This is a genomic window from Clostridium sp. UBA871, assembly GCF_002295255.1.
Classification (GTDB): domain Bacteria; phylum Bacillota; class Clostridia; order Clostridiales; family Clostridiaceae; genus Clostridium_J; species Clostridium_J sulfidigenes.
In genome coordinates, this window is sequence record NZ_DBFV01000003.1 from 65,969 (window position 1) to 91,384 (window position 25,416).

At 28.7% G+C, this 25,416-nt stretch carries 21 protein-coding genes and 1 riboswitch; of the genes, 18 read left to right on the top strand and 3 right to left on the bottom strand.

Annotated features, from left to right (window positions below):
* Positions 1-155 precede the first annotated feature (155 nt).
* From B3086_RS02045 to B3086_RS02080, 8 genes are all read left to right on the top strand, one after another.
* Positions 156-335 carry a hypothetical protein gene (locus B3086_RS02045; protein WP_346892715.1) on the top strand — a complete coding sequence of 60 codons (180 nt, stop codon included), beginning with the start codon at positions 156-158 and terminating at the stop codon, positions 333-335.
* A gap of 104 nt (positions 336-439) precedes the next feature.
* The gene (locus B3086_RS02050) at positions 440-838 is read left to right on the top strand and encodes a 4Fe-4S double cluster binding domain-containing protein (protein WP_346892717.1); all 399 of its coding nucleotides are present in this window, start codon (positions 440-442) and stop codon (positions 836-838) included.
* A 347-nt stretch (positions 839-1,185) separates the two neighbouring features.
* A complete protein-coding gene (locus B3086_RS02055) occupies positions 1,186-2,043 on the top strand; it encodes a metallophosphoesterase (protein ID WP_346880392.1) in 858 nt (285 codons plus the stop codon).
* Positions 2,044-3,540: 1,497 nt separating this feature from the next.
* Complete coding sequence (locus B3086_RS02060) at positions 3,541-3,981, top strand: hypothetical protein (RefSeq protein WP_346880393.1); 441 nt, start codon at positions 3,541-3,543, stop codon at positions 3,979-3,981.
* A gap of 80 nt (positions 3,982-4,061) precedes the next feature.
* Positions 4,062-4,877: a hypothetical protein gene (locus B3086_RS02065; protein WP_346880394.1), complete on the top strand. Its 816-nt coding sequence runs from the start codon at positions 4,062-4,064 to the stop codon at positions 4,875-4,877.
* Between the two features lie 819 nt (positions 4,878-5,696).
* Positions 5,697-6,479 carry a hypothetical protein gene (locus tag B3086_RS02070; RefSeq protein WP_346892719.1) on the top strand — a complete coding sequence of 261 codons (783 nt, stop codon included), beginning with the start codon at positions 5,697-5,699 and terminating at the stop codon, positions 6,477-6,479.
* A 13-nt stretch (positions 6,480-6,492) separates the two neighbouring features.
* A complete protein-coding gene (locus B3086_RS02075; RefSeq protein WP_346880396.1) occupies positions 6,493-7,164 on the top strand; it encodes an ATP-binding cassette domain-containing protein in 672 nt (223 codons plus the stop codon).
* A 76-nt stretch (positions 7,165-7,240) separates the two neighbouring features.
* The gene (locus B3086_RS02080; RefSeq protein WP_346892721.1) at positions 7,241-7,690 is read left to right on the top strand and encodes a hypothetical protein; all 450 of its coding nucleotides are present in this window, start codon (positions 7,241-7,243) and stop codon (positions 7,688-7,690) included.
* 837 nt (positions 7,691-8,527) lie between these two features.
* Here B3086_RS02080 and B3086_RS02085 read toward each other — a convergent pair.
* Together B3086_RS02085 and B3086_RS02090 are read right to left on the bottom strand one after the other, a co-directional pair.
* Positions 8,528-9,043, bottom strand: a complete 516-nt coding sequence (locus B3086_RS02085) for a spore coat protein (protein ID WP_346847756.1) — start codon at positions 9,041-9,043, stop codon at positions 8,528-8,530.
* Between the two features lie 167 nt (positions 9,044-9,210).
* On the bottom strand, positions 9,211-10,488 hold the full coding sequence (locus B3086_RS02090; protein WP_346847755.1) for a dicarboxylate/amino acid:cation symporter: 1,278 nt from the start codon (positions 10,486-10,488) through the stop codon (positions 9,211-9,213).
* Between the two features lie 526 nt (positions 10,489-11,014).
* Here B3086_RS02090 and B3086_RS02095 point away from each other — a divergent pair.
* From B3086_RS02095 to B3086_RS02110, 4 genes are all read left to right on the top strand, one after another.
* Entirely contained in the window at positions 11,015-11,488 is a 474-nt protein-coding gene (locus tag B3086_RS02095) for a hypothetical protein (protein ID WP_346847754.1), read from the top strand.
* Positions 11,489-12,021: 533 nt separating this feature from the next.
* Positions 12,022-13,236 (top strand): hypothetical protein, encoded by a 1,215-nt coding sequence (locus tag B3086_RS02100; protein ID WP_346892723.1) that lies wholly within the window; start codon positions 12,022-12,024, stop codon positions 13,234-13,236.
* Positions 13,237-13,370: 134 nt separating this feature from the next.
* Entirely contained in the window at positions 13,371-14,099 is a 729-nt protein-coding gene (locus B3086_RS02105; RefSeq protein ID WP_346847752.1) for a hypothetical protein, read from the top strand.
* 156 nt (positions 14,100-14,255) lie between these two features.
* Positions 14,256-15,431, top strand: a complete 1,176-nt coding sequence (locus B3086_RS02110; protein ID WP_346847751.1) for an amidohydrolase — start codon at positions 14,256-14,258, stop codon at positions 15,429-15,431.
* 53 nt (positions 15,432-15,484) lie between these two features.
* Here B3086_RS02110 and B3086_RS02115 read toward each other — a convergent pair whose 3' ends face one another.
* On the bottom strand, positions 15,485-15,724 hold the full coding sequence (locus tag B3086_RS02115; RefSeq protein WP_346892725.1) for a hypothetical protein: 240 nt from the start codon (positions 15,722-15,724) through the stop codon (positions 15,485-15,487).
* A gap of 332 nt (positions 15,725-16,056) precedes the next feature.
* Between B3086_RS02115 and B3086_RS02120 the strand changes: the two genes are divergently transcribed.
* The 6 genes from B3086_RS02120 (at position 16,057) to B3086_RS02145 (ending at position 25,245) form a co-directional block, all read left to right on the top strand.
* Positions 16,057-17,355, top strand: coding sequence for an APC family permease (locus tag B3086_RS02120; RefSeq protein WP_346880401.1), 1,299 nt, complete (start codon positions 16,057-16,059; stop codon positions 17,353-17,355).
* Between the two features lie 227 nt (positions 17,356-17,582).
* Positions 17,583-19,364, top strand: a complete 1,782-nt coding sequence (locus B3086_RS02125) for a methyl-accepting chemotaxis protein (RefSeq protein WP_346880402.1) — start codon at positions 17,583-17,585, stop codon at positions 19,362-19,364.
* A gap of 444 nt (positions 19,365-19,808) precedes the next feature.
* Positions 19,809-21,884, top strand: coding sequence for a methyl-accepting chemotaxis protein (locus B3086_RS02130; protein WP_346847747.1), 2,076 nt, complete (start codon positions 19,809-19,811; stop codon positions 21,882-21,884).
* Positions 21,885-22,013: 129 nt separating this feature from the next.
* Positions 22,014-22,184: riboswitch (cobalamin riboswitch) on the top strand.
* Between the two features lie 213 nt (positions 22,185-22,397).
* Positions 22,398-23,387, top strand: coding sequence for an iron ABC transporter permease (locus B3086_RS02135; protein ID WP_346847746.1), 990 nt, complete (start codon positions 22,398-22,400; stop codon positions 23,385-23,387).
* Positions 23,387-24,181 carry an ABC transporter ATP-binding protein gene (locus tag B3086_RS02140; RefSeq protein WP_346892727.1) on the top strand — a complete coding sequence of 265 codons (795 nt, stop codon included), beginning with the start codon at positions 23,387-23,389 and terminating at the stop codon, positions 24,179-24,181. Before B3086_RS02135 ends, B3086_RS02140 begins: the two co-directional genes overlap by 1 nt.
* A gap of 29 nt (positions 24,182-24,210) precedes the next feature.
* The gene (locus tag B3086_RS02145; protein ID WP_346880404.1) at positions 24,211-25,245 is read left to right on the top strand and encodes an ABC transporter substrate-binding protein; all 1,035 of its coding nucleotides are present in this window, start codon (positions 24,211-24,213) and stop codon (positions 25,243-25,245) included.
* The last annotated feature ends 171 nt before the right edge of the window (positions 25,246-25,416 follow it).

Consider the following 25,416-nt stretch of genomic DNA (forward strand, 5'->3'; position numbering starts at 1 on the left):
TGCAAAACATGTAAGTATAAAATTGTTAAAAAGAAAAGAGAAACTCCTGAAGAATGTATTATAAGAAAAATTAAGGAAGGGATTAATTGTAAAATTAGCAATTTGAAGCTATTTAAAATTTATGTTATCAATTCTTTGAGTTAGGAGAAAGTATTGTGAGGGAGAATGAATTAAAGTCATATCTAAAAAGTCTAGGGGCATCATTGGTTGGATTTGCAGATTTAAATAGCGTTAATACCTCATTGCATAATAATCTAAAGTATGGTATTGCATTTGCAATAAAATTTAAGACTGAAATTATACAAGGTATTTATGAAGGACCAACAAAAAAATAAACAAAGAACTTGATGATATCGCTATATGCTGTGTAAGATACATAGAGAAGCAGGGATATAGTGCACTAGCTCAAACTTCAACATATGTTACTAGTGATGAAAATTTGACTACTTATTTACCACATAAGACAGTTGCTACACGGGCAGGAATGGGTTGGATTGGCAAAAATACTCTTTTAGTTACTCAACAATATGGTAGTGCAGTTCGTATCTCTTCAATACTAACTGATATGCCAGTCATACCAGATATGCATATCAATGATTCTAGGTGCGGAAAATGTAGTAAGTGTGTTGATGCTTGCCCAGCAGCAGCAATAAAAGGTAATTTATGGAATATAAATTCAACAAGAGAAGAACTAATAAATCCTTTTAAATGTCGTAAAAAAGCAAGAGAACTACTAAAACAAAGAATAGGAATAGAAATGTCTTTATGTGGAAAATGTATTGAGATATGTCCATATACACAGCAATATATTAAAAGAAATTCCCATAGGTGTGATTAGAAATATTTTAGTGATATTTTAAGTAAGAGATAAGAAGGCTAACTAAATTAATGTTACCTGATTTTCTCTTTTTATTTTGAAGAAAGTTAGAAAGAAAATTAAAAAATACAATAATATAACTCTAAGTTAAGTTTTATGAGAATCAATGTTTTTATGTTCTTGCACCTTTATGCCATTGATATGACTAAGGCTAAGTCTCCTAGAGTAAAGCAATATTTTAATAAAAATTAGCTTTCACTAATACGATTATTTCAATTATAAATAAACATTTATGTATAAATATGTTATTTAAGTAAAGAGGGTGTTATAATATATACTACAAACTACTTTAAAGGAGAGAGACATATATGAAAAGTAAGTTAAAACGAAAGAGTATAGTTTGTGCTACAGTAGTAGTAATTGCTGTTTTATTGTACTATTTTTTTTATTGGCAAAATAATGGTTTAATGATAACGGAATATGATTATATTAATGAAAAAGTAACAGCAGATACTGATGGATATACGATCATTCACATATCTGATTTACATAATAAGAAATTTGGAACGGATAACAAGAAACTTATAGATAAGATAGCAGAAGAAAATCCAGATATGATTGTAATAACTGGGGATATAGTTGATAGTAAACATACAGATATTAATGTTGCTATATCATTTGTTGAGAATATTGTTGATATAGCTCCTGTGTATTATGTTACAGGAAATCATGAGTGTTATTTAAGTAAAGGTGATTTTAAAAAGTTAGAAGAAAATATGAAAAATAAAGGAGTACATCTGCTTGATAATGACTATGTATCAGTAAATGATAATTTTTATTTAATGGGTATTGAAGACCAGAATTTTAATACATATGATAATGTAAATATATTAGATAATACATTAAATGATATGATGGAGAATGTACAAAGTGATGCCTTATGTATTTTATTAGCCCATGAACCACAGCAATTAGATAATTATGCAAAGAGCAATGTGGATTTAGTATTAAGTGGACATGCACACGGAGGCCAGTTTAGAATACCATTTGTTGACATTGGAATAGTTGCTCCCGACCAAGGATTTTTCCCGAAATATACAGCGGGTGAGTATCAGAAAGATAACACTTGTATGTATGTAAGTAGAGGACTAGGAAACAGTATTATACCTATAAGATTATTTAACAGACCTGAAATTGTAAAAGTGATATTGAAAAATAAAGAATAACCTAGATAATATAGGAGTGCCTAGTATTGCAATTGATAATGTAAGTTTTACTTATCCAGGAACTGTTAAAAGAAGCTATAGATAAAGCAGATTTTCAGGTTTCAAAGGAAAAATTTCAAGATGGTTATGATACCATGCTATCTAGAGAATTTGATGGTATAGATTTATCAGGTGGGCAATGGTAAAGGCTAACTATAGCTAGGGGTTTTTACAATGATAGTAACATGATAAGCCTAGATGAACCTACAGTGGCCATAGACCCTATATAAGAGTAAGATATATAAGAAGTTTAAAGAGATATCCAAGGATAAAACTGCCATAATAGTTATTCATAGACTTGGTTCTGCTAAGAGTGAAGATAGAATAGTAGTTATGGACAAAGGTGAAATTGTACAAGTAGGTACCCATGATGAACTTATGAGTATAGATAGAAGATATATTGAGATGTATGAAGCTCAAAGTAAGTGGTATTTAACTAATTAAGATGAAAAGGCAGTTTGATTTAAGGGATTAATGCAAAATATATCATGGGCAAACTTTTTACAAAAATAATTTAAGATAAACTAATAAAGAATTAATTTTTGAACAATCTTTTTTTCAAAAATTAGTTCTTTTATCTTTTTCACTATTAATCTCTATCTTTATACAGGATTTCTCATTTTCTGCTTTAAAAGGAAAAGGAAGATAAAAAAGAATTTTATGAAGATGATCCTTAATAAAATTATTTAGGTAAAATTTAAAAATAACCCCAGGGACCTATGGAACATTTTTAAATTTTAAATAGCTATACTAATGTAAATGTCAAGTTCAAAATGTAGAAAGTTTCAAGCATGACCACAAAAATTTGATAATTCCTTAATTATCTTCTTATTGTATCATTTCATAAGCACCTTTTGTAATGTAAGAAGGACAAACTATCTTAATAATATGAGAATGATGTTTATCCTGTTACAGTAAATAATTTAAAATATTAGGTTTATTGTTATGAAGGAAATCTTAATGGGATTTATAATGCGGTAATTATACTATTGACCTGAAATAGAAGCTGCTTTTAAAACCATGAAAGTAGCCTGGGGAGCAGTATAAATAATTACTGAGAAAACTTGTGTTTAAATTTTCTCATTGGTAGTTATTAACTGAGAGTCATCTATATTATTTTTATAATAAATAGTTTTATTTTTTTACTTTTCTATACTAAGGGAAGTATATTGGATTAATTTATATTATTTTACATTTATAATATTTAATACAATATTTTTAATTATTCATATAATTATATTAATATTTATAAATAAGTATATATTTATAAATATTTAATTCTATTTACTATATATCTATATATTTACTATAATCCTTTTTTTGTATACTATGTATTATGTAGGTTTTAGTAAAGAAAATACATTTAACTATTTAATACTATCTAAAATTTTAAGCAATTTTAATGTATAGACTTAATTAGAACTTATATAGTAAATATTTTATAGATGAGGTGTTTTGATGAAAAAAAGTAAAAAAATTTATGTAGCTTTATCTGCAGCAATATTATTATCAGGTCTTAGCTTATCTACAGCCTTGGCTAATAATTGTAAGGATTCAGACTGGTACCTTGATGCAAGCTATACTAATTCAACTTCAATGCTAACTAAAGCAAGACCTAAAACTGATACTACCTCTGGCTATGGTCGAGTTATATCTGGTAACATCGATCGGAACTATGGAATGGGTATGCAGCTTAAACGAGGAGATAATGGAAAAGACTTGACAGGTACTTATAGAGTCCTTCCAGCAGTTAGTTTTCCAGGGAATGTAGAAGTGTATGTTCCAAGTAATGCCTATGAAAATGGATATCGTTCTGTTAAGATGCACATTTCTAAATATAGAGGTTATAATAGTGGCTGTGGTTCTTCAGAGGGTAAATGGAGCCCGGATTCTGTTTAATCCATATGTTTAAGCAGTGTGAGAATTTTTCTCATACTGTTTGCTTATTTTATCATATTCTATTTTAAAAGGAGATTATTATGTTAAAGCTTGAACTTAAAAGGGGATTGAAAAGAAAATCATTTATTATAGCTTTGCTGATAGCTTTTATTTTTTGCGCAATTAATATTATTAAAAATGATTATTATTATCTTTCAATGCCTTATGCAAACTATCCGTATTTTTTAGAAGATTTCATGAAATGTGGAATAGTTTCCTCATGTGAAAACTTTATTATGTTTAGATTTACAGATGTATCTAATATATTATTTTGCATTATGCCTATCATTGTATCTATAGCATATGGAGATTCGTATTTGGAAGATTTAAACAGTGGGTTTTTAAAGAGCATTTTTTCAAGATGTAGTAAAAATAAATACTTCATAAATAAATTTTTTGCCAACTTTGTTCTTGCTGGAATAGCTTTTACTCTGCCACTGCTAATAAATTTCTTAATTCATATATGTTTTGAAGCAACTCTTCAGCCAGAAATTTTAAATACAAATAATCTCAGAATAGGAAGTCTTAATTTAGATTTATATTTGAATCATCCTATGATTTATACGTTTCTATGGTTATTTATATACTTTATCTTCTCTGGTGCTATTGCCAGTATATCACTGGCTGTTAGTATTATAACCAGAAATAAATTTATTGTTTTAGTCATTCCTTTTATAGTTATGCAGCTTACATCCATTTTTTTTGCAGTCATTAATATAAGGTCATATAGTCCTATCAACTTTTTATATTTATATAGCGATGCAAATATCTTAAGTATGGTAATTTCTTTTATTGTAATGGTTTTATCGACTTTTATGATTTTTTACTGGGGAGGCAAACATAATGAGATACTGTAATAATTTATATTTATTTAAAAAAGGGCAACTTAAATTTATTATTACAGTAGGCTTACTAATATGGGCAATATCTTCAGCTTATTATATTATCAATATTGATGATATAGTAAGTAGTTTACATGAATATTCTCTATGTAATATGGATTTTATTCTTTCGTTTGACATTAATTCCATACTTAAGGATACCAACTTTACATATATGATTAACCCACTATTCTGTGCCTGTTCTTTATACATAATCTCTATTAATTCACGCATGGTGAGAGTAATCAGATACAATTCGAAAGGTGATTTATGGAATAATAATTTCTTTCTAATTATATTATTTTCATTTATCATCAGTGTTTTATTGGTATTGGGAACGTATATTATCGGTGGTATAGTTCTTGGTGATTTTACCAACACATGGCCTACTGACAGAGGGTTTTTCTATAAAGTATACGGTGATACCAACATATGGACATCTTTAAGTAGAATTCTCACAACAAAGAAAATACTTCTTATTATGCTCTTTTCAACTTTTATATGTCTTTCCATGATTGGAAGCATTATAAATGTACTGAGCATTTTCATAAAAAAACGTTATGTTTTTATAGTTATGGTATCCTTGGTCTTTATTGATTATACCAAGGTATGTACATTCTCTCCATTAAAATGTGATATTATTTCTTCGAATAATATTATTAACATAAATACCCTAGCTATCAAAAACTTGTGTTATATATTTATTATATGGTCTTTATATATATTGGGTAAATTTTTTATGGTGAAAAAAGATCAGTTTATTAAAAATAATAACTTATAGAAGGTGACTAAGCTTTGAATGATATTAAAAGACTACTGTTCCGTGATATAAAAATAAATATTAAATCTGTACTATTTAAGTTAGGTATATTTTTTGCTTTTTATTTTTTATTAAATTGGGCAGAAATACAAGTGCTAAAATCTTATCAGCTTATTGATGTTAAAAGTGTTATTCTTGAAAATTTTAAGGGCTGCGAGTTTGGGGGGAGTTTAGCTAATAATTTTGTTTTCCCTATAAAATGGTTGTTAATTAATGCCTATATTCTTTATGTAATTGGTGACTATTTTTATAAGGATATAAAAGTTAATAGCAAATATATACTTGTAAGGAACAAAAAGCTATGGCAGATTTTTATTTCTAAAATAATATGGGCTTTTCTTGTTATTCTATTCTACTACAGCGTATTGCTTTTAATGAGTGTAGTATTAGGTGTAGCTTACTATTTTCCTTATAATGATATGGCTCCATATTATTATGAAATGGATACTAATAATTTAATTATCACTGTATTGCTATTATATTCATTAACTTCATTAACATTATGCATTATTTTATACACACTGTCATTTAAATTAAAGCCTATATATTGCTTTCTTATAGCTATAATAATATGTGTCTCGTCTGTATTCTTTGAAAGCAGTTTTTTCCCAGGACAACATAATTTAGTGCTAAGACATGACCCTTTTGACACTATTCATAATTTATCTATAGGATATTCTATTTTATACAACATAGTTTTGAGCTTTATTTTCCTATTAGCAGGAATTTTTATATCTAGAAAAAAAGAAATATTTTAACAGGAGGGATTTTATGAGCTCATATATACACATGGAGAATGTGATAAAGGAAATAAACGGAAATATAATTCTTGATAATATAAATTTGTCTTTAGATAAAGGAAAAATTTATGGTATCAAGGGGAAAAATGGTTCAGGTAAAACCATGCTATTCAAGGCTATTTGCGGTTTTATTAAAACTGAAGGTACAATAACTGTTGGTGGTAGGCCTGTGGGCATGGACGGTTCATATGCTAAAAATGTAGGAGTGTTATTAGAAAATCCAGGTTTTTTGCATAGTTACTCAGGTTTTAAAAATCTGAAATATTTGGCAGAGATAAATAATAAAATTGACGATAAACAGATTAAAGATACTATGATTGCTTTGGGACTTAATCCTGAGGAAAAAAAACCATTTAAAAAATATTCTTTAGGTATGAAGCAAAAATTAGGTATTGTACAAGCTGTAATGGAAAACCCTGAGGTTATAATCCTGGATGAACCTATAAATGCCTTAGACGAGGACTCTGTAAAAAAAGTAAACAATATAATAAGAGAATTAAAGAGTCAGAATAAATTAGTATTAATATCAAATCACAATACTGAAGAATTAGAAAACATATGTGATGAAATTTACACTATAGATAATGGTAAAATATGCAATAAAAAACTTGTGAGAGGAATTTTAAATGAAAATGAGGCATAAAAACAAGATTAAAATTATTATTTCACTATGCTTAAGCTGTGTTTTATTATTATTTATCTGTTATAGATATTATAAAATGAATTTTGGAGTTCCTCAGAAATTTAAAAATGAAGTGTTCATGATGGATGATCAAGTAAAACTGGATAGTACTGATATTAAAATTACTGACTGTAAGCTGACAAATAATAAAAGCACTAATATTATCAGTATTAATCTTTATATTAAAAATACTAGTAATAAGGATGTTAATATCAATGACTTGATTTATCAGAGTAAAACTCTATATAAAGATACCATTATTGAAGTTCCATACACGATTGAAGGCAATGAAGATAACATTGTGAAATATAACGATGAAAAAAATATTACTCTTAGTTATATCTTCCCATATGAAGCTATAGATGATAATATAAAATTTTATCCCGGTAAACAGTTATATGAGCATCAAATAAAGGACTATATTGAAAATCATCTTTTAATGTATGAAAAATCTATTGAAATAAATTGCGAGGATATAAAAAAATGAAAAAATATTAAGCAAAAATCTAATTTGTAGCACAGTAATATGTCTTTTAGCTGTGGTACTGTTTTTGTATAAAATATATACTTCGCTTTTCAAAGATTATATATGCATTGAATGTAACACCTGCGAAAGATGAGCTGTCTAATGTCTCCGTGTATCAGAGGTTAAAATTGATGAAATTTTTTTGACCCAACGGATGAAAAGAAATTAATGTAAAGAATAAGGATTTAAATAAGCTAAAGCTATGTCGGCGATATAACTTTTGTGGGAATCTTTTATACAGAAATTTCAAACCATTCTATGATTCTGAAATCAGTATATTATCTTAGAGAATAATAACATATAGCATGAAGTACTATAGAAAATCGGATATTGAAGAATATAAGACCTTCTTAGACAGGCTATGTACTAAATATGCGGTGATGTAATCACTATTGATAAACTTACTAAAGTCAAAAAATATAGCTTGTTTAGATAAGGAATAACATGGTACCTAAATATTTACGAAGACGAAGGTAGTAGAAAACATACTTCCGAATTTGAAACTATATATAAAATATAATAATACTCTGGATGAAAATATGTTTAACTTGGACTACAACAAATATTCTAAAAAGGTTTTTTTATGGAATATAACTCAAATATATTCCATAAAACTTATAATAAAGGTGGTGTCCAGTCTATAGGTATAATCTTACATATGGGGTATAGATTATTGTTACAATTAATTATACAATTTAAGAATTTAAAAATCATGGATAGATATCAGTTATTTATACTGAACTATCCATGATTTTTTTATATTATATTACTAGAGATAATTTGGATACAATCCTAATACTATTGAACGTTATACATGCCATTCTTCTCCATGTATTGGAATATAGCTTCTCCGTGTTTTTGTTCTTCTTTTTGTATGTGATTTAATACATCACGAACTCTAGTATCTCTAAATTCGAATATTGTAGTATCATAGGTTCCTGAAACATATTTTTCAGTCATCAATAAATCTGTACACATATCAGCATCAGATAAATTAACTCCTCCTGATTGCATATTATTTGTATTTGTTGTGGAACCTTGAGCTGTCATATTTTGCCCTGAGTTTTGATTTTGACTTTGCGGATTCTGTTGACCTTGTTGTTGCTGACCCATTTGAGGAAGTTGACCACTTAATAATTGATTGATGCTACCTAGATGGGTTCTTTCTGATTGTCCATTAGCATTAAAAATATCTTTTAACTGACTGTCTTTAGCTTGATTTGCATAATTTGTATACTTTTCAATGCAAATTTCCTCATGTTTTTTTTGATCCTCTAGTAAAGTTCTTTCTTTTTGTGATAATGTTATTTCCATAATACTGCACCTCCGATTATATTTTGTGTAAAACCAATTATTTTATACTAGTAAATGAAATAGTATTGAATTTTAAACAGTATACTAGAAAAAACAGGTTAACACTCAATTTAGGTGTTAACCTGTTTGGTATATATATAGATGACATAACAATGAGAATTATATCACTATAGGGATTTGTTTTTTACAGTTTCAGAATTAAAGATTTCTTCATTAAATTCTCCTTCAGCCTTTGCTACAATCATTGTACATACTGCATCACCAGTAATATTAACAGAGGTTCTTGCCATATCTAGAATCCTATCAATTCCCATGATTAAAGCGATACCTTCCACTGGTAAACCTACTGATTGTAATACCATGGATAACATAATCATTCCTACACCAGGTACTCCAGCTGTTCCAATTGAAGCTAAGGTGGCTGTTAAAATAACAGTTAAGAAAGAACTTAAGGTTAAATCAACACCATAAATTTGAGCAATAAATACGGTAGCTACACCTTGCATAATAGCGGTCCCATCCATGTTAATAGTTGCCCCTAGTGGTAATGTAAAGGAAGCAACATCCTTTGAGATTCCTAAATTTTCTTCTGCAATTTCCATGGATACTGGTAAGGTTGCACTACTGCTTGAGGTAGAAAAAGCTACTGAAATGGCTGGGAAGAATTTTTTGAAAAATCTTATAGGACTTAATCTAGTAAATAATTTTAATAGCCCACCATAGACAATAGTAGCATGAATAAGTAAGCTTATTAAAACTAATGACATATATTTTATTAAAGGTATCATTGCATCAAAACCTTGAGTGGCAAAGGTACGAGCGATTAAACCAAATACTCCAATGGGTGCAATTATCATTACGAAGTCTACGATTTTCATAATAAGGTCATTTAATTGTTGAAAAAGATTTGTTATCATTTTAGTTTTCTCACCTAGAGTAGATAATCCTACACCTATTAACATGGCAAATACAATAATTTGTAGCATGTTCCCGTTTGCCATGGATGCAATAGGGTTGTTCGGTATCATATCAAGGATAACTTCAACTAATGGTGTAGCCTCTTTGATAGTAACTTCACTTAAACTAGAATTTGATAAATTTAATCCTACACCTGGTTTAAATACTGTAGACAGTGATAATGCAATTGAAATGGCAATAGCCGTAGTAGCTAAGTAAAATAATACTGTTTTTACTCCAATTCTACCTAACTTTTTAATATCTCCCATGCTGGCAGCTCCGTTAACTAGAGAAATAAAAACTAAAGGTACTACAAGCATCATAATAGCTTTTAAAAATGCCTGTCCAACTAAATAGAAAACTCCATTAATTAATAATTCATCGCGAATGAAACCCTCTGGAATGAAGTTGAATATAATACCTGTCATTAAACCTAGGATTAATCCGATAAATATTTTTGTTGATAAACTTATTTTGCCTTTTTTCATTTTACCAATCCCTTCTAATGATTTTTATTATATAAATTAAATTTTTACCTAAAATTATAGAATTATATGGTGAGTAAAATTATATAATGAATAAAAACAAAAGTCAAACTGCAATTATTGGAAAAGTGAAAAATGAATATGAAATATTTTAAAATCAATATAGCATTATTTGATTGAGTGTTAATCTAGTAATAGCGCACATTATCATGGTTATAGATATAGATGTTGAATGTATAAAACTTTTGATATATACAAGTAAATTTTGAAGGATTTTAAAATAAGTATGCAATATTCGTGTAAATAATATCAATGTAGTTAAGAAGAAAGATAAAACTTGAAAAGTTATTTTAATAAATTAACAAATAATAACATATAAAGGATTGTTATTTGCATGGATATATTTTACACTTAGTATAATAGGTTAACAGATACTGTTTATCCGATGCCTACAAGCTCTAATACTCCAATATTCTTCAAAGTGGGAGTAAAGAGCTCTGTTTATATTAAATTTTTAGGAGGGGAATTTATGTTATTTATATTTATGGGGCCAAGCTGTTCGGGGAAATCTTCAGCAGCAGAAGAATTAAAAAAACTTACAGATGTACAGATTTACAGTGGAAAAGATTATTTACGTATGGACAAAAATGAAAATAATGCATGGCAACTATTTGAGGAAATATTGAAAGAAGGTTGTAATAACAAAGATTTACACTCAAAATCAATAATCTATGTAATCTCAGAAAAAAAGGATATAGTAAAATTTAAATTTATTAACGATGCTATTACTATAAATTTTACAGCTGATGCAGAAATAATAAAATCTAGATTTGCAAAAAGGATGAATGGAGTTTTACCAAAGCCAGTAGAAAGTATGATAGACAAGCAGTTACTTGAATGGAAAGACATAACTGCAAAGTTACATGTAGATACAAGTAAAGACAGTCCTAGTGATATAGCTAAAAAGATATATGATCTAGGATTAATAGATAATAATGTATAGGTATTATACTAATACACTATGGGTTGGTTGGAATTTATAATTTATGATAAATGTATTAAAAAATATGCTACTAAGCTTAAATTATGTAACTTTGCTGAAAAAATATTGGTGATGCAATAAATTGATAAAATAGTCTAATAATTTTTATTTACTTTATAAGTTTTCTATGGTAAAATTTACACATAACATATGGGAGGTGCTATAAAGTGATTATTGCTACTTGTTAATTAATTTTTAATGTAAAAATTAATACTGAAAGAAGTCTTAACTACCTAATTATTTAGGTTTATTTGTTGTGCTTCTTTAGAAAATTTACAAGTAAGCGATGTGAAGTTTATAGAACTAAAATTAAAATCTTTTTTACACTTTATATAGTATATTTTTTATTGTGTAAAATATTGTAGATATTTTGGTTGTAATGAGGCGTTGCTTTATTACAGCCTTTTTTAATTTAGTTGAAGAGGTAAAACATCTAACCTTTTAAATTAGATAGGTAAAAATGAAAAAATAAATAGGATAAGGGGTATGAGTATATGAAAAATCAAGTAAAAAATGAATTTAAGGAAATATTGAATATATTTAATGAAGCCTATGTTAAAAGGGATATTAATGAAATAGATATCTTTATGGATAAATTATTTGATAAGGATGAAAGTGTAACTATAGTAGGCACATGTGATGACGAGTGGTGTATTGGATATGAGGAAGTTAAGGATATATTTTTAAGTGACTGGGAATATTGGGGAGATTTAAGAGTTATAGCTGATGAGGCTACTGTAATGGAACTTGAAAATACAGCTATAATTTATACTCCAGCTACAGTGAAATATTCTTTTAACAGTAGAAGTGACACATATACACGTTATTTAGGATATATTAAAGAATATTTTGATGAAAGTTCTGATGAAAGTAAAAAATCTAATAAGGTTAAATTAACAGAAATTAATTGGTCCTTATGTCATTTATTAAATCAAAGGGATGATATAGAAAGAGATTATCTATGGGATATACGTATTTCCTTTATATTAATAAAAAAAGAAAATAGATGGATTATAAAGCATATGCAGTTTTCTTTACCTGTAGTTGGACATCTACCAGATGTAAGGGAATATAAAGATAGTTGTGATAGAACTGAGGTTAATAAAAAAATAAAGGAATTAGAAGAAGCTTATCATAAAAATAAGATAAAGAAAAATGAAATAATAGAATTAATAAAAGACTTTAATAGTGAGTATCTAGATAAGGATATGGAATTAAATTTGATAATTGATAAATATTTTTCTTCTAATAATATATTTGTTGCTAATACAGATAAAGAAATATTCACTAGTAAAGAAGAAATTAAGAAGTTAATTAAGGATCATAGAGGATGCTATGATGAGATCAGGTTAGACAGTGAAAATTCTATGGTTGATTTTAATGAGGATATAGCTTGGGTAGTAATAAGAGGTATTATGGAAAAAGTTATTTCAGAAGAAGAGTCCTTTGAAAACACAGTTAATAAAATAAAGGATATATTTAATAAGGATTTAAATGATAAAGAAAAGCTTTTTAACATTAGAAGAAGAATTGCTGAAACCTTCAAAGAAAATGCTAAAGGTGAAGATTGTATATGGCCATTTAGATTAGAGGGTGTGCTTATTAAAGAAAATAACAAGTGGGTATTTAAATATCTCCAATTTGCTTTTCCTTTTAATTATATTCTTGAGGGAAAGACAGAAGCGGCATCTTTAATAAAGAAATATTAATAACAAAGAGACTAGTAGGGAGAATCCTTACTAGTTTTTTGTATAAATAAGGTTTATTCAAATAGTATAATAAGCAATTAAGGGGAATAATATAAATCTCAGTTAATGCAAATAAATATACTTGGGTGATGTAAATGGATAAACTTATAAGCAATAAAAATCTTATAAAAATTAGCTCTAGGATAATAATTATTATTTACTTTATTTTTTTATGGATTGATTTTATAACCAAAGATTTAAAAAACACATATTCAGTGACATTAAAATATTCAGCTATAGTGCTTTGCTTTATCATATCCTTATTAATTAAATCCCATGGATATAGCAAAAGAGATAAAGGTTTAGTTCAGCTTGCTCGACTATTTACCTTAATTGCAGATTATTTTCTTGCAATTTCCGGCAATTATATTATGGGAGTTTTTTTCTTTTCTCTAGTTCAAATAACTTACATAATAAGGCATAGTATTATGGAAAATAGTAAATATAAAAACTTATTGTTTTTTATAGTATCATTGTCCATAGCCTTAACAGTTTCATTAAAAATAGAAATAGCATCAATAGGAAAAAATCTTGTTGTTTTAGCACTTATATATGCATCTTTATTAATCACTAGTCTTTACTGCTCAGTGAGTACCATAACTAGAGGTAAATATTCTCAAAAAACTTCATGGATAATTGCTTTAGGTATGTTTTTATTTTTTATGTGTGATTTAAATGTGGGACTTTATAATATAGTAGCAGGAGGCAACATAAAATTTTTTCTGGGTTTTTTAATATGGTTATTTTATCTTCCTTCTCAACTATTACTTACATTAAGTGGATTTAAAGTTCAATATCTAAAGAAAGTTTTTTGTAATATTTAACTTTAAAATATTATGAATAATTATTTAAAATCCTACAAAATATAAATACTTAGATAAGAGATAAGTCTAGCTAAGAAATGCATTTAGATTAAGATGAAATTAGAGTTGTTTAGCTATAATTTCAAATGATTATTATATGTTAGAAAGGAGAAGATTATGTTATTAATTAAAAATGGTAAAATATTGACCATGGCTGGTGTGGATTATGATAAGGGATGTATCTTAATAGATGGGAAAAAAATTATAAAGGTAGGAGAATACATTGATGAAGATAACAGTGACATTTCTGAAGTCATTGATGCAAGCAATTGTATAGTTATGCCTGGAATAATAGAAGCTCATAGTCATATTGGTATTCAAGAAGAAAGAAAAGGTTTCGAAGGTAATGATTGCAATGAAATGACTGAGCCAGTTACACCTTACCTTAAAGCCTTAGATGCTATTAACCCTATGGATTCCACTTTCCACAAAGCCTTGAGTGCTGGGATTACTGGAGTAATGGTTGGACCAGGAAGTTCAAATGTGGTGGGTGGGCAGTTTGTATTTATCAAAACTCACGGTAGAGCAATAGATAATATGGTTGTTCTGGAACCTGCTGCAATGAAGGTTGCATTTGGAGAAAATCCAAAATCAAATTATAATGATAAAGATAAGATGCCAACATCACGTATGTCCATAGCTGCTCTTTTACGAGAAGAGTTGTTTGAAGCTCAGCAATATTATAAAAATAAGAAAAACTCTCAACAATCAGGTAATGAAGACAAGGATTTTAATGAAGAGTTTAGAAAAGAATGTTGGTTACCTGTATTTGATAAAAAGATACCTTTAAAAGCACATGTACATAGAGCTGATGATATTCTAACTGCAATACGCATAGCTAAACAATTTGGATTAAAAATGACTCTTGATCACTGTACAGAAGGGCATTTAATTGCAGAAGAGATAAAGGAGTCTGGATTCCCAGCTATAATTGGGCCAACGCTATCAGTACGTAATAAAATAGAGACACAAAATATGGATTTTAAAACAGCAGGCTTGTTGCATAAGGCAGGTGTAAAGGTAGCTATTACTACAGACCATCCTGTTACAAGAATACAAGATTTGGCAATTTGTGCTGGATTCGCAGCAAAAGAAGGATTGGGTATAGATGAAGGACTTAAAGCAATTACAATAAATGCAGCTGAAATATGTAATGTATCACATAGAGTTGGAAGTATTGAAGTTGGAAAGGATGCTGATATTGCAATCTTTGATGGCAATCCCATGGAGATATTTACGAAAACTTTGTATACTATAATTGATGGTGAAGTGGTTTATAAACCAGAAGACTAGCTACAATAATTTTTAGGAACAGGTTTTTGATTTAAAACTAAATAACTTTTTTATTACTTTATTATAATAAAAGTGGCAACAAAGCCAGCTAATACTGATTTTGTTGCCACTTTCTTACATGTAGAAACAAATTCCTTTGTTCCCATAAGTTGTGTATGTGAAATATTATTTGTTGTTGTTATTTTTGTTGTTGTTGTTATTTTTGTTGTTGTTGTTATTTTTGTTATTATTGTTGTTATTATTATTGTTGTTTTTGTTGTTATTATTTTTACAATTGTTGTTTTCCATGACATATCACCTCCTACCTAACTTATAATTTGCAAAAAAAAATATATTATTCATTCTAATAAAAAATTATCAATAAAAATTTTTATGCATAGTTTTTCTTATATAAGTGATTTTACACTAGACTAATTAGCAAAAATTTTTTAAAATATAAGGTACATGATTTTAAGTTGTAAAATTGATATAAAAGAAATACATTTTGTTAAATTACACAAAAAAAATAAGGTGTTAAAAATTTGATTTCTAATGGAAGTATAGAAATTTATAACATTAAGCCTTAAGCATAAAAAACAAATTGTAAGATATAATAAAGCTATAAAAAGCTATTTAGGAGGAAACAATGATAGAAAAAATACAAAAGAAGACAATAACATTTATTGAAGCCATTGCAATAGTAGTTGGAATGATAATAGGATCTGGAATATTCCTAAAACCAGGTATTGTTTTTAATGATGCAGGTTCACCTATAATGGGCATAATGGCTTGGGTAGTTGGAGGTATTATAACTTTAGCTTCTGCTCTTACAATTGCGGAGATAGCTTCATCTATACCTAAAACTGGTGGGTTATATGTTTATCTTGAGGAGCTGTATGGAGAAGTATGGGGTTTCCTATTAGGGTGGGTTCAAACAGTAATATCTTATCCTGCATCGGGAGCAGCTTTAGCCATAGCTTTTTCCACTTATGCTACATTTTTTATTCCAATGAATAACTTCGAGCAAAAACTTCTAGCAGTAGGAATCTTAGTGTTTGTAATAATCATGAATATAATTAGTACTAAATATGGGGGAGTAATTCAAACTATTTCAACGGTGGGAAAGCTTCTTCCAATAGTTGCTATTATTATATTTGGTTTAATTAGTGGTAAAACTCATGATTTTCGCTCCGTTACCGTTATGACTGAAGGAGCTGGTTTTGGAGCTGCAGTATTGGGTACCTTATGGGCTTATGATGGATGGATAGGGGTTACAAACATAGCAGGTGAATTAAAAAATCCTTCTAAGGAAATGCCTAAGGCAATTATTTTTGGAGTTACTTCAGTTATATTTATATATGCATTAATAAGTATAGCAATGGTTAATGTAATGCCCATTGAAAATATAGTTGCATCAACAACACCAGCATCGGATGTAGCAGTTTCACTATTTGGAAAAGGTGGTGCTGCATTTATAACTGCAGGAATTATAGTATCTGTATTTGGAGCTATGAATGGATATTTATTAACAGGTGCTAGAGTCCCATTAGCTATGGGACAGAGAAAGCAATTGCCTTATTCAAAGCAACTGGGTAAAATACACAAAAAATTTGGAACTCCTACTAATGCATTAATTCTTGAAGGGGTATTAGCTACTATTTATATTTTCTCGGGAACATTTAATACTCTTACGGACTTATTAATATTTGTTTTATGGATATTCTTTGTTATGGGTGTCTTCGGTATATTTAGACTTAGAAAAAAAATACCTGCAGATAAAAGACCATATAAAGTTCCTCTTTATCCATTCATTCCAATGGTGGGAATATTGGGAGGAATTTATATATTATATAGTACAATTGTATCTGCACCATTGAATTCTATAATAGGGATTGGTATAGCTCTTGCTGGTCTTCCAATATTCTATTATTTAAAAAGAAAATAGTGTTCAGCCTCAATGATTGAGCTATGACTCTATATTAATAAAAGATTGATTCGGATAATTATTTGAATCAATCTTTTTTATAATGTATAGAAGACTATTTAAGCAAAAATTCAATAGCAAAGTAAATACAATAAAAATTGAATTTTACACTATTCTTATAACCGAATTGTTACGATAAATCAAACAATATATATATAATATGAATAAAGTGTGAAGGAGTTGATATTATGAGAATTGAGGGTATAAAAAAAGTTAGTTCTAAAATGAGTATTGCAACAGTAATAATAACTCTAATAACAGCGATTACTATAAGTGTAGTAATGTCTTATATGAATATTCAAACTAGCAATGCACTATTAGATAGTGAAAGACAAATCTTAAATGAAGATTATGATATGAAAATTAAGGAACAAGTAGAAATTGTAATTGGTATGATAGATACAATAAATAAAAAGACTGAAATAGGCAAACTAACTGTTGATGAAGCTAAGAAACAAAGTGCAGATTTAGTAAGAGAGTTGAAGTTTGGTGAAGAGGGTTATTTTTGGATCGATACTGTTGAGGGTGAAAATATTGTGCTTTTAGGGTCTAAAACTGAAGGAACAAATAGATTAAATTCACAAGATGTTAAAGGAAAATATCTTGTGAAAGAAATAATAGAGAATGGTAAAAAGGAGAATGGAGGATATACTGAATATTGGTTTCCAAAATCGGGAGAAATAGAAGCATCACTTAAAAGAGGATATAGTAAATTATATGAACCTTTTAATTGGGTAATAGGAACAGGGAATTATATAGATGAGATTGATAAGATAATAGCTGAAAAAGAAGCTATTATAAAAAAAGACTTAGTAAAGAGTATAGCTATTAATATAATTTTACTTATTGCCTCATTAATAGTAGCAATAGTTTTATCATCTTTTGTAAGTAAAAAAATAATAAAACCTTTAATTATAATTAAAGATTTTGCAACTCGATTAGCTTCTTATGATTTTTCAGCACCTATTAGTATAGAGAGTAAAGATGAATTTGGACAAACAGCTATTGCTTTAAATATTGCACAAGAAAATGTAAATGGATTAGTAAAAATAATAATGGAAAACTCAGAAAATATCAGTGCATCTGCAGAAGAACTTTCAGCAACAGTTGAAGAATTGGCAGCTAAAACTGTAACTGTTAATGAAGCTGTAAATATAATTGCAGAAGGTGTACAAGAATCCGGCGCTACCACAGAGGAAATAAGCGCTTCTATTGAAGAAGTAGACTCAAGTATAAATATATTATCTTCAAGAGCTATGGAAGGAAGTAATAATGCCAGTGAGTCTAAAGGAAGAGCAAGCAAGGTAAGGGATAATAGCAAAAAGGTAAAGCAGGTAGCAGGAGAACTATATATTCAAAAGGAAGCGAATATGAAAAAGGTAATAGATGAAAGTTCTGTAATAGATAATATTAGAGTTATGGCAGATACTATATCTTCTATATCAGATCAAACTAATCTGCTTGCTTTAAATGCAGCTATTGAAGCTGCAAGAGCAGGAGAGCAAGGGCGAGGTTTTGCAGTAGTTGCAGAAGAAGTAAGAAAACTTGCAGAACAATCTTCTGGTGCTGTAGTAGAAATACAAAAAACTATAGAGACAGTAAAACAAATATTTAATAAAAGTATAGAAACAGGAAATGACATATTAAAATTCATTGATGTAGATATAATGAAGACTTATGATGAATACGAAGAAACAGGTAATCAATATCATTTTGATTCTGATTTTGTAAGCAATATGTCAGAAGAAATAGCAGCTATGTCACAGGAAATTACAGCTACAGTGGGACAAGTAAGCGAAGCAATTCAAAATATGGCTGAATCTTCACAAGAATCTAGTGAAAAAGCAGAAACTATAAAAGAAAGCATGGATGAAACTACAAAAGCTATAGAGCAAGTAGCTCAAACAGCACAGGTTCAGGCTGAACTTGCGCAACAATTAAATGAAATGATTCAAAAATTTAAGATATAAATTTAAAATTTTTCAATATAAGAAGAAAGACTATGAGATATCTAAATTAATAACTCATAGTCTTTCTTTTTCCCTTTCTCGTAGATATTAAATGTCATGACCTAATTAGTTACATATATAAATAGTATTATTAATGTGTATTTTTAAGATTTTAATAGGAGTAAATGGTATAGTAAGGTTAACATAATGAATTATATGAAGTATCATAGGAAGATGAAAACTAAAAAATATATTTAAATTAACATTTAATAACAAAATATTATTACAAAAAATAGTATAAAATAGCTTATATATATTTTATACTATTTTTTGTATGTGAAAATAAAATCAATTTAATGAAATAACAAGAAATATTAAGCTTATACTATTTTAATATATTAATTGATACGATAAATAAAATAATATATTGTAAAATATAAGCTAAAAATGAGGGAGGCTGAAATTATGAAGTTTAAGGGTGTGAAGGTTAAAGGTATAAAAATTAAAAGTATTAAGGTAAAGATGATTTTGTTACTTATGCCTGTAATAATAGCTTCTATGGTTGTACTGGCATATATGAGTTATTCAAGTGCAAAAAAGATAATAAATAGTGAGCTCGAAATAAACATGAATAGTAAACTAAATGAAAAGTCGCAAGAAATTGAAAAGAGTTTGGAGAGGCATCAGAAAATATCTGAAAGTTTAGCTAAAGTGGCTGAGAATTCTGTATCATCGCTGACTGAAGAAAATTATAAAGGTGTGTTGGAAAGCTTAATTGACACAAATGATGAAACTTTTGGAGCTGGTGTTTGGTTTGAACCATTTAAATATAAGAAAGATATTCAGCTATTTGGACCTTATGCATACAAGTTAAACGGTAAAGGTACTTATACAGATGAATATAGTAAGACAGATTATAAAACAGGTGATTGGTATAAAATAGGACAAGACACTGATAAGAGTGTTGAATGGTCATCACCTTATTATGATGATGTAGCGAAAGTTTCTATGATAACTGCTACATGTCCAATGTACGATTCAAATAATAATTTTATAGGAGTTACCACAGCAGATATAGATTTATCTACTTTACAAAATAATATAAAAAATATGCAAATCGGTAAAGAAGGAAGGGCATTTTTAATAGATAAAAGTGGTTTATATGTTGCAGATGTAGATGAATCTAAAATTATGAAAACTAATATAAAAGATGATGAAAATTCTACATTGTCAGTCTTAGGTGAAAAAATGTTAACTGATAAGAATGGTCAAGGAACATTTACAGATGATAAAGGAATTCAAAAGGTTTATTATAGCACCGTAGAAGGTACAGAGTGGATTATTGCTGTATGTATTCCTGAGGAAGAAGTATATCTTCAAATTAATTCACTAAGAAATAAAATAAGTATAATAATAGTAGTTGCAATTGTAATAGTAGTATTATTTATATTATTTTTTGCTAATTATATAGGAAAGAACATTAAAAAGGTTAATGCTTTTGCTATGAAGATTGCAAATGGAGATTTAACAGAAAAACTAGAATTAAAAAGCAATGATGAGCTTGGTGAAATGAGTAAGTATCTGAATAAGATGACAGAAAACATTCATTCTATCGTAAAAATTATAATGGAGAATTCGGAAAATATAAGTGCATCTGCGGAAGAACTTTCAGCAACTGTTGAGGAATTGGCAGCTAAAACTGTAAATGTTAACGAGGCTGTTAATACTATTGCAGGTGGTATGCAGGAGTCAAGTGCTGCTACAGAGGAGATAACTGCATCTGTTGAAGAAGTGGATTCAAGTGTGAATATATTATCTTCAAAGGCCATGGAAGGAAGCAATAATGCAAGTGATTCTAAAGTGAGAGCCAGCAAGGTAAAGGAGAATAGCAAAGAGATTAAAAAGATAGCAAAAGAACTATACATTCAAAAGGAAGCTAATATGAAGAAGGTTATAGAAGAAAGTTCTGTAATAGATAGCATTAGGGTTATGACAGATACAATATCATCTATAGCTGATCAAACTAACCTACTAGCTTTAAATGCTGCTATCGAAGCTGCAAGAGCAGGAGAACAAGGACGTGGGTTTGCAGTAGTTGCAGAAGAAGTAAGAAAACTTGCAGAACAATCTTCTGGTGCTGTAGTAGAAATACAAAAAACTATAGAGTCAGTAAAACAAATATTTAATAAAAGTATAGAAACGGGAAATGACATATTAAAATTCATTGATGTAGATATAATGAAAACTTATGACGAATATGAAGAGACAGGTAATCAATATCATTTTGATTCTGATTTTGTAAGCAATATGTCAGAAGAAATAGCAGCTATGTCACAGGAAATTACAGCTACAGTGGGACAAGTAAGCGAAGCCATTCAAAATATGGCTGAGTCTGCTCAAGAATCTAGTGAAAAAGCAGAGACTATAAAAGAAAATATGGATGAAACCACAAAAGCTATAGAGCAAGTAGCTCAAACGGCACAAAGCCAAGCAGAACTGGCACAACAATTAAATGAAGTGGTTCAGCAATTTAAAATATAAGGTATAAGTTATACTTATTAATAAAGGGAGAATTCCAGTATAAAATGGGATTTCTCTCTTTATTTTTAAAATATGTAATACGGGTTATTACATTGACTTTATATTTATATAAACGTATAATAATAATATGTTAATAATGGAAATATGGGTGCATTTATGTTAAAAGGGAAGCTAGGTGAAAATCCTACGCAGAGCCGCTACTGTAATTGTCCTATACACAAAGCATATGCCACTGAGTTACTTGGGAAGGCGTTTTGTGTGGACATAAGTCAGGAAACCTGCCTATGTTAGTTGTACAATACTCTTCGTATCTAAGGGTGTGCAAAAATAGAGATTATCGGTGAGGGTATTCTTATCTTATCACCGACTAAATTTGCGTTGTCATAACTAATTTGATGTGCTTTTTATTTCCATACCATATTTGGTATGGATTTTTTATTTGTAGAAATATAATATTAACTGTATTTTGAAAAATGTGTATACCTAATTGAATATTTAAGGTAAGGAGGGTTTATGAGAATTAAGAATAGAAATAAATATATTATCTTGGTCATCTTATTAGTGATTTTTATAATTAGTCTATTTTTAAGTGTTGGCATGGGAGCTATAAATGTTAGCCCTAAAGAAATAATTCAAGCTCTTACAATTAAAAAGGGAACGGCAAATTATCATATTATTTGGAATATACGGTTACCAAGAACTATTGTTTCTGTATTAGTAGGGGCTTCCTTGTCTTTATCAGGTGCAATTATTCAAGGAGTTATGAGAAATTCATTAGCTAGTCCAAGCATAATTGGGGTATCTTCAGGTGCTGGATTTACAGCGCTTTTAATTCTAATTTTATTTCCTCAATATTATCATCTGGTTCCCTTAGGAGCATTTGTAGGGGCTTTTATAGTAACCATGCTTATTTATGGATTAGCTTGGAAAGATGGATTGTTGCCCAATAGGCTAATTTTAGCAGGGGTTGCAGTGAATTCTTTATTAGGTGCAGGAAATAATGCTTTACTAACCTTTTTCCCTGATAGAGTTTCGGGAGTTATAAATTTTATGGTTGGAGGACTTAATGGAGTTACTTGGGCAGATGTACATAGTGTATTACCTTATGTAATAGTGGGAGTAATAATTGCTTTAATGTTACCTGACAAGCTTAACATTCTTGTTTTAGGAGATGAAGTTGCTACTGGGTTAGGTGTTAATGTAGAAAGACTAAGATTTATATTTATAATTTTATCTTCATTACTTGCAGGTAGTGCAGTAAGTGTAGTAGGCTTATTAGGTTTTGTGGGCTTAATTGTACCACATATTACTAGATTGATTATTGGAGCTGATTACCGATTTTTGTTTCCAGCAGCAGTTTTATTAGGAGCTATTGTTGTGCTTATATGTGATTTGCTTGCAAGAACATTATTTTCTCCTATTGAAATACCAGTAGGAATAATAATGTCTGTATTGGGTGCACCTTTCTTCTTATATTTACTTAGATCAAGGGGGGCTAAATAATGATTGCCTTAGAAGCAAAAAAAATTAATGTGAGTTATAGTAAAAAGAAAATTATTGATAATTTAGATTTTGAAGTTAAAAAAGGTGAAATAGTAACAATTATTGGTCCTAATGGCTCAGGGAAGTCTACCCTTATAAAAGCTCTGTCTAGATTTATAAAGGTAACTAGTGGTGAAGTAGAGTTATATAGTAAGAATATTTATAAGTTTAATACCAAGAAAATTGCACAGGAGATGGCAATATTACCTCAAGTTAGAAATATTAATATGGATGTAACCGTTGAGAATTTGGTGTCTTATGGAAGGCAGCCCCATTTGAAATTTGGGACAAGAATAAATAAGGATGATGAGAAAATAATAAAGTGGGCAATGGAAAAGACAAAGATATACAATTTAAAAGATAGATATGTATCTACACTTTCGGGTGGAGAGAGACAAAGAACGTGGATTTCAATGGCTTTGGCGCAAAAACCTAGTATTTTAGTGTTGGATGAACCTACAACTTTTTTAGATATATCATATCAATTAGAAGTTCTTGAAACGGTTAAAGAATTAAATGAATCTTTAAATCTTACTGTTGTTATGGTACTGCATGATTTGAACCAAGCAATTAGATATTCAGATAAAATTTATGTTTTAAAAAAAGGAAAGGTTTGTAACTTTGGAAAGCCTAATGATGTAATAACTTCAGAATTAGTAAAAGAGGTATTTGCCATTGATGCTAATATTTATCATGATGGAGTAAATGATTGTTCATATATAATTCCACAAAAATTGTGTGATTTAAGTATATAAGAAAAATAAATAAAATGGAGGAATAAATGATGAAAAAGTTTAAAATTATGTCACTAGTTATTGCTATAACTATGACTATGGCTTTATTAGTAGGATGTGGAGGTAAAGCTACTAATAAAGAAAATAATAGAGCAACAGATACTAATAAGAAAGGGGAACAAGTTGCAGCTGATTCATTTGAAAGTTATGGTATAAAGGATAATGGGGATAGTATAACTTTTATTGACAGTAGAGATAAAGAAGTAACAATCAAAAAAAATCCTACAAAAGTTGTTTGTGCTTATAATTCTTATTTAGATCTTTGGTATAAATTGGGCGGAAAGGTTGTTGGTCGTGTAGAAGAATCAGATGAGAAATCTGTTCCAGAAAGTAAAGATGCAACAGTTGTAGGAACGGCAGGTGCACCTAGTGCTGAGGCTATTATTTCTTTACAGCCTGATTTGGTAATCCTTTCTAATGGGTTTTCTGCTCATGTAGAATTAGCAACGGTTTTAGAACAAAGTAATATACCAGTTTTATGTATGGGAATTGATAATATAGATGATTATATTAAGGTGGTTAGAATTTATACAGCACTTTTAGAAAGAGAAGATAGCTATAAAAAATATGCCACAGATATAAAAGGTGAAATTGAAGAGATGATTTCCAAGGTTCCTCAAGGTGAAAAATCTAGAGTAATGTTAATGATGAGTACGGTAAAAGGAATAAAAATTAAAGGTTCTGATAGTGCCACAGGTGAAATTTTGAAAGATTTAGGTGCTGATATTATTGGTGATGGTATTGTACAAGGTAAAAGTTCTGTAGATTTTAGCATGGAAGTATTGTTAAAGGAAGACCCTGATTTTATATTTGTTACAGAAATGGGATCTGATACGGAAAAGATAAAGGAAAAGAGAATTGAAGACTTAGAAAAAAATGAAGTGTGGTCTTCTTTAAGAGCTGTTAAAGAAGGAAAATACATCGTATTACCAAAGGATTTATACACATATAAACCTAATGATAGATATGTGGAAGCTTATAATATAATAGCTGAATATTTATATCCTAAAGTGTTTAAAAAATAAAGTAATATTTAGTTAAATAGAAAAACAGGTGATAGTCTCATCTGTTTTTTATTTGCTAAAAAAGATGAAAAGCTTTAAATTGAAAAATTGAAAGAAAACGACAAAATTTTGTTGAAATTTATAATTATTTTATATATAATTTTAAATTAAATACTTCTATATGTTAATAAA

Coding starts and splice junctions, on each gene's coding strand:
- B3086_RS02100 (WP_346892723.1), top strand. CDS start 12,022: ATGAAAAATCAAGTAAAAAATGAATTTAAGGAAATATTGAATATATTT.
- B3086_RS02130 (WP_346847747.1), top strand. CDS start 19,809: ATGAAGTTTAAGGGTGTGAAGGTTAAAGGTATAAAAATTAAAAGTATT.
- B3086_RS02055 (WP_346880392.1), top strand. CDS start 1,186: ATGAAAAGTAAGTTAAAACGAAAGAGTATAGTTTGTGCTACAGTAGTA.
- B3086_RS02085 (WP_346847756.1), bottom strand. CDS start 9,043: ATGGAAATAACATTATCACAAAAAGAAAGAACTTTACTAGAGGATCAA.
- B3086_RS02105 (WP_346847752.1), top strand. CDS start 13,371: ATGGATAAACTTATAAGCAATAAAAATCTTATAAAAATTAGCTCTAGG.
- B3086_RS02120 (WP_346880401.1), top strand. CDS start 16,057: ATGATAGAAAAAATACAAAAGAAGACAATAACATTTATTGAAGCCATT.
- B3086_RS02135 (WP_346847746.1), top strand. CDS start 22,398: ATGAGAATTAAGAATAGAAATAAATATATTATCTTGGTCATCTTATTA.
- B3086_RS02090 (WP_346847755.1), bottom strand. CDS start 10,488: ATGAAAAAAGGCAAAATAAGTTTATCAACAAAAATATTTATCGGATTA.
- B3086_RS02140 (WP_346892727.1), top strand. CDS start 23,387: ATGATTGCCTTAGAAGCAAAAAAAATTAATGTGAGTTATAGTAAAAAG.
- B3086_RS02115 (WP_346892725.1), bottom strand. CDS start 15,724: ATGTCATGGAAAACAACAATTGTAAAAATAATAACAACAAAAACAACA.
- B3086_RS02125 (WP_346880402.1), top strand. CDS start 17,583: ATGAGAATTGAGGGTATAAAAAAAGTTAGTTCTAAAATGAGTATTGCA.
- B3086_RS02075 (WP_346880396.1), top strand. CDS start 6,493: ATGAGCTCATATATACACATGGAGAATGTGATAAAGGAAATAAACGGA.
- B3086_RS02110 (WP_346847751.1), top strand. CDS start 14,256: ATGTTATTAATTAAAAATGGTAAAATATTGACCATGGCTGGTGTGGAT.
- B3086_RS02080 (WP_346892721.1), top strand. CDS start 7,241: ATGAATTTTGGAGTTCCTCAGAAATTTAAAAATGAAGTGTTCATGATG.
- B3086_RS02060 (WP_346880393.1), top strand. CDS start 3,541: ATGAAAAAAAGTAAAAAAATTTATGTAGCTTTATCTGCAGCAATATTA.
- B3086_RS02145 (WP_346880404.1), top strand. CDS start 24,211: ATGAAAAAGTTTAAAATTATGTCACTAGTTATTGCTATAACTATGACT.
- B3086_RS02095 (WP_346847754.1), top strand. CDS start 11,015: ATGTTATTTATATTTATGGGGCCAAGCTGTTCGGGGAAATCTTCAGCA.
- B3086_RS02065 (WP_346880394.1), top strand. CDS start 4,062: ATGTTAAAGCTTGAACTTAAAAGGGGATTGAAAAGAAAATCATTTATT.